Source organism: Methanosarcina sp. A14 (genome assembly GCF_001729375.1).
GTDB lineage: Archaea > Halobacteriota > Methanosarcinia > Methanosarcinales > Methanosarcinaceae > Methanosarcina > Methanosarcina barkeri.
The window spans coordinates 1-7,533 of record NZ_LZPK01000203.1 but is presented as its reverse complement, the minus strand read 5'-3'; the positions used below and the strand labels follow the sequence as shown (position 1 = coordinate 7,533).

The following is a 7,533-nucleotide window of genomic DNA, read 5'->3' as shown; positions in this document are numbered from 1 at the left end:
CTAAAAAATAGAAATAAAGCCTAAAAAATAGAAATAAGCCTAAAAAGTAGAAATAAAGCCTAAAAAATAGAAATAAGCCTAAAAAGTAGAAATAAAGCCTAAAAAGTAGAAGATATCTCAAAGCAAATATTAAGCAACTTCTAACAAGATATACTGGAGCTTCTTTTTTATATTTTCAAGAGAGTTTATAATTTTAATCATTTCAAATTATTATGAAATAAGTAGATATTTATAATTTTAGATATTATTACTTTAAGACTATATTGTTTTATTAAATCAGTTATAATTTCTAATTGTTTTTCCTGAAAGTAAATAAGGGAAAGAAAGATTTGTCAAAAGACATTTCAAGAAAAAGAAAAAAGGAGTCATTCTCAATATGCATTACAGTCTTGGGATTGATGCTGGAGGTACTTATACCGATGCAGCGCTGGTAAGGGATTCGGATGGAGAGATTCTAGATTCAAATAAAGCGCTTACTACCTATCCCGACCCCTTTGAAGGCATTAAAAACGTAATTGATGGGCTCAATCCTGAATATTTAGAAAACGTAAAGCTGGTTTCGGTCTCAACGACCCTTTCCACCAATACCATCCTTGAAGGCACAGGTTTTCCTGTAGCCCTTATCCTTATAGGTGACCATCCGGTTGATAAAGAGTTACCGGCCGAACATGTGCTTTTTGCTGCCGGTGGGCATAACCATAATGGAGAAGAGGTTGCGGCCCTTGATCTTAAGGCTATAGAAGAATTTGCTTTGCAGGTCAAAGATAAGGTTTCAGCTTTTGCGATCTCTTCTTACTTCAGCACAAGAAATCCTGAACACGAAATAAGGGCCAGAGACCGTGTTCTTGAACTTACGGGTCTGCCTGCGGTTTGCGGACATGAACTTTCCCAGGAACTGGGAGCTTACGAAAGGGCTGTGACGGCTTTTCTCAATGCTCAGCTCATCCCTATCACAAGACAGTTCGTGAAGTCCGTTATTTCAGAGATCACGAAACGCGGGATTAACGCACGGCTCCTTATGCTTAAATGCGATGGCTCGGTAGTGGGGATAAGAGATGCCCTGAAAAAACCCATTGAAACTATCTTTTCAGGCCCTGCAGCAAGCCTTGTAGGAGCATCACATCTTTCAGGGCTCAAGACCTGTGAGGTTGTGGACGTAGGAGGCACGAGCACGGACATCTCCTCAATCTGTATGGGTGTTCCCGACCTTAGCGATGAAGGAGCCATAGTAGGAGGCTGGAAGACCCGCGTCCGGGCAATCAGGATGGAGACAACAGCTACAGGAGGAGATAGCCATATCTGGACTGTTAACAAGGAACTCTTCCTTGGGCCCAGGCGAGTCATCCCACTTGCAGTAGCTGCAGTAAAATACCCGAGCTTTTTGAATAACCTCAAAAGAACGCCCGTGCCTTTCAGAGAAGATCTGGGAGAGAACATCCAGCCCACAAAATTTTTTGTAAGATCCGGTTATCAGGCAGGAGAATTAAGCAGGACTGAAGCTGAGGTAATGAAGGTCATCGGGGAAGAACCAGTTTCGGTACCTGAAATCAATGTCCTTCTCCGAAAAGACGTCTATCCTCAGACGTTAGATTCCCTTATCAGAAAACGCCTCGTACAGGCAATCGGTTTCACTCCTACTGACGCTCTGCATGTACTTGGGGAATACACTGAATGGGATGTCGAAGCTTCACAAATAGGTGCAGAAAAGCTTGCGAGACTCATGCATATGACCCCAGGAGAGTTCTGTACTGCCGTAAAAAAGCGGGTTGCAAGGAGCATGGCACTTCATCTGCTTTCTTATATCTTGTCAGACGTTCCATATGAATCCATAGAGAAGATCCTGGACGGAAACTATCCTGCTAAATTCAAGCTGGACGTTCCGGTTGTACTGCTTGGGGGACCTGTCCGGGCATATAGGGAAGAGCTAAAGGAACTCATTGATGCAGAAATCATCGTTCCTCAACACGCTGAGGTAGGAAACGCAGTCGGAGCTCTTGTGGGAAAAGGCATCAAAAGAGTTGAAATTCTGATACGGCCAGCAAGCCTCATGTCCCCAGATAAGAATTTCCTGGTCTTTGCCCCGGGAAGCAGGATGAAATTTGATACTTATTCGGAAGCCCTTGATACTGCAACCAAACTTGGGAAAAAGCTTGCTATGGATTACATGCGAGACTGCGGCCTTAGCGAAAACCAGGTTGAAATTTCAGTTGAGAAAAAGACAATCTCACCTGATGGCTGGACCCATCCACCTATGGAAACTAATTTACTGGTAATGGGACTAGGAATACGTGGGTTACATATTAAGGAATAAAACGGAGGAATCTAAAGGGGAAAACAAAGAACAAAATTATAAGAATAAAGAGAAAAAAGCCAAAAATAGAGTGAATGAAGCGAGAAGGGGAAAATATGAGAATTCTGCTGATTGCCGACATCCATGCAAATTATGAAGCTTTAGAGACTGTTCTGGAAATTCCTTATGACAGAGCCATCTGTCTAGGAGATATTGTTGACTATGGACCGGATCCGGACAAATGTATTGATCTTCTGCGCATGAAAGGAATTCCCGTAATAAGAGGAAACCATGATAATGCGGTTGCTTTTAAGGTAGACTGCCAGTGTGGGTACAAATATAAGCACCTCTCAATCGCGACCAGGGAATACACCTGGAAAATCCTTGATCAATCCGGAATAGAATACCTTCAGAAACTCCCCCTCCTGATTAGAGAAAAACTCGACGGAAGAAGACTTTATCTGACCCATGCAAGCCCTCGCTCTATGTTCGAATACATAAAACCAGAAACCACGGACGAAGAGATCCAGAATATGATTAACGAAGCAATGGAGCCCATGGAAGCAGAATTTCTTATTATCGGGCACTCTCATATCCCCATGAACAGGAAACTCGGAAACCTGACAATAATAAACCCGGGTTCAGTCGGACAGCCAAGGGACGGAGATCCTCGGGCAAGCTGCGCCGTTTTTGACACCGAAAACGGAATAGTAGAGCACATGCGCCTCGATTACGATATCGATTTGGTCTGCTCAAAAATTAGGGAACGAATGCCTCATACAGAGGAATTGATAGCTATTCTCAGGCGTGGATACTGATATTGAACAAGGAATTTAAAGTAATGCTGGGAAGTTGAACTCAGGCTTCTTTTATAGCTCTGACAATTTTTTCCACATATTCGGACTTCACATCCGAAGGTCTTGTTTTCTCGACCCCGAGTTCCGTAACCATCAGATAGACATCAGCTTTCATTCCGGCTTCATCGAGTTTTTTTGTGGCACAGCGGTCTGAGCAGCCGTCCAGGGCAAGAATCTTAAAGCCATCTGATACTGCGTCTTCAACCGCATCAACTCCTTTGTGAGCAGCTGCAGCCCTGTAAAGGTCAGGCCTTCTGAAAGCAAGAGCTGACGCTGCCTGCATTGTAAGTTTTCCGGTGTTAGAAAGACCAGAGCAGGCAAAAATGAGGATACTTTTCCTTTTTCCGGAAGTCTTTTTTGTTTCATCTGCCTTGCCGGATAAAGAGTTTATAGATTCCGTTCCTGCTGATTCCATGGATATTACAACCTTTAATGAGAAAGCTAAACATTAGTGAGAAATAAAATTGTTATGAATAATACAACCTTTAATGGGAAATGTTTCATAACCTTTAATGAGAAATTGTTTCAAAAATGATTGAAATAGTAACGGTGAGAAAGGTAATATAACTTCCGATATTACTGCCAGTTAATCAGGCTCGGTTTGCCTGCCCAAAAAACGTCAAAAAACCAAAAAAACCAAAAAAAACCAAAAAAATACCAATAAAACATAGCACGCTAAAAAAATAAGGTAATAGTAAAATTAGTCCAGCTCAAGCTGGACTATCTCAACGTTAAGGTTTGCGATTTCAAGAATGGCAACTGTTGGCTTTCCTGAAAGCACGCCCGAGACTTCCCCTGGATTTATCACAGGAACCCCTTCAATGATTTTGACACCCGGATCATGAGTATGGCCCCGAACTACCACATCAAATTCCCCTGATCTGGCAAGCGCTTTGACTAGGACTTCATTTGCCCCGTGCAGAAGGGCAATATGCAGTCCGTCAATTGTCAGATCTCCAAAGTTCCCACAGGGAATAGCTCCGATTTCTTCAAACCGCTTCGTAAGTGTCACTTTATCTCCATCATTGTTTCCAAATACAAAGTAAAGTTTTGGCTCCAAATCCTTAAAGGCTCTCGCGGTAAACGGAGAAATGAGATCTCCAGCATGCAGCACGGCTTTTACCTTTTTTTCATTAAAAAACTCTACTGATTTCCGGATAGCATTCATGTTATCGTGTGAGTCCGAAATAATTCCAATCAAGCATTCCCACCTCTTCGACTAGCTTTCCCTATTCAATATATAGTGCTGTTTGCTAAAAAGAATTTGGTAAAACAGATTTTTTAGAGCCTTCTTCAAGAATTGAAATTTTAAAATTAAAGTTTATAATCAGACTTTTGTAATCGAAGTTTAGAGCGGAACTTAATAAGTTAAAACCTTGACAGGAACTGCTTTTACCCTGAAATCTGAATGCTTTCTCGCTTGAACCTGTAATGAATCTGGAGCAATCAAATCCACATGTTGCGACTTAACTTCTATCAAGAAGACAGCTACTTTTAAATAGGAGTTACTGGTATTATTGGGATAATCCCTGAAGAGTATTCAGAGAATACTGAAAGAATAAGCCTGGGTAATCCTGAGTCAACAAACCTGGATAATCTTGTAATCACAAATTCAAAAAATTCTCTATTGAGCTTAAATGATAAGTTTAGTTTCCTATTGAATTTAAAATACTCAGTTAAATTTTAGGTTAAGTTTTAATAATCAGTTAAATTGTCGGTTAAGTTTCAATAATCAATTAAATTGCCGGTTAAGTTTTAATAATCAGTTAAATTTTTGAATAAATTATAATAATCGATTAAATTTCAGGTTAAGTTTTAATAATCAATAAAATTACCGTTTAAGTTTCAATAACCAGTCAAATTACCAGTTAAGTTTCAATAATCGGTTAAATTGACAGTTAAGTTTCAATAATTGATAAAATTGCTGGTTAAGTTTAAAAAGTGAGTTTAATAAGAGAGTTAAAATCTTGAGTGAAAATAAAGTTAATTAGTGAGTGAAAATGAAAGCTATAACCCTCCTGAGCAGCGGGCTTGATTCAGTTGCGGCACTCGCAATCGCAGCGGAAGATTTAGACATTGAAATGGCTATTACCTTTGATTATGGGCAGAGAGCCAGAGAGAGAGAAATTGAGTACTCACGAAAGGTATGCGAATATTTCGGAATTGAGCACAGGGTTATAAAACTGGACTGGCTTTCGGAAATAACATCCACCTCTCTCGTTAACAGGGATGTTGAAGTCCCATCTTTATCGTTTGAAGACATTGACGAAGCGGCCCCTGCAGAAATCACAGACGCTTCAGCAAAAGCTGTCTGGGTACCTAATAGAAATGGGGTAATGCTCAATATCGCAGGAAGCTTTGCCGAAAGCAGGGAATGTGATTACCTTGTAGTGGGCTTTAACGGAGAAGAGGCGGGCACTTTCCCTGACAATTCCCTTGCTTATGTTAAGGCAATGGACAGAGCTTTTTCCTACTCCACTCAAAACGGAGTAAAGTTACTGGCTCCTCTAATTGAACTTGGGAAAACGGAAATAGTCAGAAGGGCTCTGGAAGTAAAAGCTCCTCTTGAGTACAGCTGGAGCTGCTATCACGGAGAAGAAATTCCCTGCGGAGAATGCGAGAGCTGTATGCGCAGGGCACGTGCGTTTAAAAATGCAGGTGTAAAAGATCCTCTTCTGGAAAGGTTTGGAATTTGAGCCGAAAGCAACCGCCTGGAATCCAGATGACAGAATCGGACAGGATACCGCCAGCAAAGTGTATTAAAGAAAGAGTTAAGAAGGAGCTTGCAGAAAAACTTGCAGAAAAACTTACAGAGAGACTTCTATGAAATGCATTGTTTTACCTGAGAAATATGATTATGACGGGAGCCAGATTTCCTCTCTCTGGGCCTACAACAGTTTTGGAGTTCAGGAAGATTCGGTTGTAGTTTTCAGAGGGGCCTGTGACGTAAAAATCGAGCATATGATCGACCTGGAAGACCGGCGGGCAAATGAATCTATCTGGTCCGAGGATATGGTAAGTTTCATTATCGAACATTTTGATTCTACGGACCTGAAACTTATCTATACACGGCAGCGTTTTTTCACAGCCCTTGTAAGAGAATACCTTGCAGATCTCGGGGTGCGGACAACAAGGGAAGGAGACGACCTTTTCCTTAATGGAAAGAAACTGACAGTTTCGATTGCCAGTACCTCGGCAGTGTCCCAGAAAATTCACTTCGGTATCAACGTCTCTCACGATGTATACGGAAATTTAAAAGAAGCAGGGATAGGAGAAGACAAACAGGTTGCAAGCTTCATGAAAGCAGTAGGAGAAGCCTATGTCCGCGAATTTGAAGATATCGAAAAGGACCTGAGAAAGTCCAGGCCTCTGGGGGCTATATAATGGCAGCTTTGGATTTTACTTCTGCTCCTATAAGGGAGGTCTTCTGTTCTGTGCAGGGAGAAGGTCCGTACGTTGGAACAAGGCAGGCTTTTGTTCGCTTTTCTGGCTGCAATCTCAATTGCAATTACTGTGATACGGATTTTTCAAACCCCGGAACCTGTAACTATGAGCAGGTGGAAGGGAGCGGAAGTTTTGAGAAAATTAAAAATCCTGTAAGTATCGGCCAGCTGGAATCTATGCTGCAGCCTTTCAAAAAGCTTCATTCAATCTCCCTTACAGGAGGAGAACCTCTCCTACATGCGGATTTTATAGAAAAGTTGAATCTTGGCTCGCCGCTTTACCTTGAGTCCAATATGACCTTGCCTGAGCAGGCCAGAAAGCTGACTGAAAAAGTTGCCTATGTGTCCGGAGATTTTAAACTTCCCGAATCACTCCGGGGTATTGGGTCTGAAGCCCGGGAAACCCATATGGAAAATACAGTAGAGTGCTTCAGGCTTCTGAGAAAAAACCAATCAAGAGATTGCTTTTGCAAGATTGTTGTAGATAGCAACACGGAATTAGAAACCGTAACTCCGGCTGTAGAAGCTATAGCTCCTTACGTATCCTGCGTGATACTCCAGCCTGAAACCCCTATTGGACGTGACGTGACAAATCCGCGACCGTCGCAATCTATACAGGCATCCGTCCAGAATATTATGGAACTGCAGAAAAGCCTGCTTGAAATTATAGATACACGGGTTATCCCCCAGACTCACAGGATGTGGGGTTGTTTATAACCAGAATTAAAAAGAACAAAGAACGCACTGAGATGTGAATAAACTCCAGATGTGAATGAGCTGATCCCAAAACTCAAAATTGCTTCTCTGAATCATGTATTTCGAATAATCAATCAAGTTTCTGATCATGAAAACAATCCTGAAAATTCTTGATGATTAAGGACTAAATGGCTTTTGGGATAGGCTCAATGAATTCTTGAAAAACGTTTATTGAAAAAACATTTAT

Annotated in this window: 7 protein-coding genes; 5 read left to right on the top strand and 2 right to left on the bottom strand. The window is 41.5% G+C overall.

From position 1 onward, the window contains the following. The first annotated feature begins 376 nt into the window (after positions 1 to 376). Positions 377 to 2,311, top strand: coding sequence for a hydantoinase/oxoprolinase family protein (locus A9239_RS10320; protein ID WP_048121510.1), 1,935 nt, complete (start codon positions 377 to 379; stop codon positions 2,309 to 2,311). Positions 2,312 to 2,406: 95 nt separating this feature from the next. After that, positions 2,407 to 3,108, top strand: a complete 702-nt coding sequence (locus tag A9239_RS10315) for a metallophosphoesterase (protein ID WP_048121511.1) — start codon at positions 2,407 to 2,409, stop codon at positions 3,106 to 3,108. A gap of 40 nt (positions 3,109 to 3,148) precedes the next feature. Here the strand turns inward: A9239_RS10315 and A9239_RS10310 are convergent, their stop codons facing one another. Both A9239_RS10310 and A9239_RS10305 read right to left on the bottom strand, forming a co-directional pair. Next, positions 3,149 to 3,562, bottom strand: coding sequence for a putative zinc-binding protein (locus A9239_RS10310; protein ID WP_048121514.1), 414 nt, complete (start codon positions 3,560 to 3,562; stop codon positions 3,149 to 3,151). Between the two features lie 285 nt (positions 3,563 to 3,847). Continuing rightward, on the bottom strand, positions 3,848 to 4,348 hold the full coding sequence (locus A9239_RS10305) for a metallophosphoesterase (RefSeq protein ID WP_048121516.1): 501 nt from the start codon (positions 4,346 to 4,348) through the stop codon (positions 3,848 to 3,850). Between the two features lie 799 nt (positions 4,349 to 5,147). Here A9239_RS10305 and queC point away from each other — a divergent pair. The 3 genes from queC to A9239_RS10290 all read left to right on the top strand — a co-directional run bounded on the left by queC (position 5,148) and on the right by A9239_RS10290 (position 7,307). Next, complete coding sequence (queC, locus tag A9239_RS10300; protein WP_048121517.1) at positions 5,148 to 5,843, top strand: 7-cyano-7-deazaguanine synthase QueC; 696 nt, start codon at positions 5,148 to 5,150, stop codon at positions 5,841 to 5,843. Between the two features lie 127 nt (positions 5,844 to 5,970). Next, positions 5,971 to 6,531, top strand: coding sequence for a DUF366 family protein (locus A9239_RS10295; protein ID WP_048121519.1), 561 nt, complete (start codon positions 5,971 to 5,973; stop codon positions 6,529 to 6,531). Continuing rightward, complete coding sequence (locus tag A9239_RS10290) at positions 6,531 to 7,307, top strand: 7-carboxy-7-deazaguanine synthase QueE (protein ID WP_048121521.1); 777 nt, start codon at positions 6,531 to 6,533, stop codon at positions 7,305 to 7,307. The genes A9239_RS10295 and A9239_RS10290 overlap by 1 nt, the downstream gene beginning before the upstream one ends. Positions 7,308 to 7,533: the final 226 nt, after the last annotated feature.

Coding starts and splice junctions, on each gene's coding strand:
- A9239_RS10315 (WP_048121511.1), top strand. CDS start 2,407: ATGAGAATTCTGCTGATTGCCGACATCCATGCAAATTATGAAGCTTTA.
- queC (WP_048121517.1), top strand. CDS start 5,148: ATGAAAGCTATAACCCTCCTGAGCAGCGGGCTTGATTCAGTTGCGGCA.
- A9239_RS10310 (WP_048121514.1), bottom strand. CDS start 3,562: ATGGAATCAGCAGGAACGGAATCTATAAACTCTTTATCCGGCAAGGCA.
- A9239_RS10295 (WP_048121519.1), top strand. CDS start 5,971: ATGAAATGCATTGTTTTACCTGAGAAATATGATTATGACGGGAGCCAG.
- A9239_RS10290 (WP_048121521.1), top strand. CDS start 6,531: ATGGCAGCTTTGGATTTTACTTCTGCTCCTATAAGGGAGGTCTTCTGT.
- A9239_RS10320 (WP_048121510.1), top strand. CDS start 377: ATGCATTACAGTCTTGGGATTGATGCTGGAGGTACTTATACCGATGCA.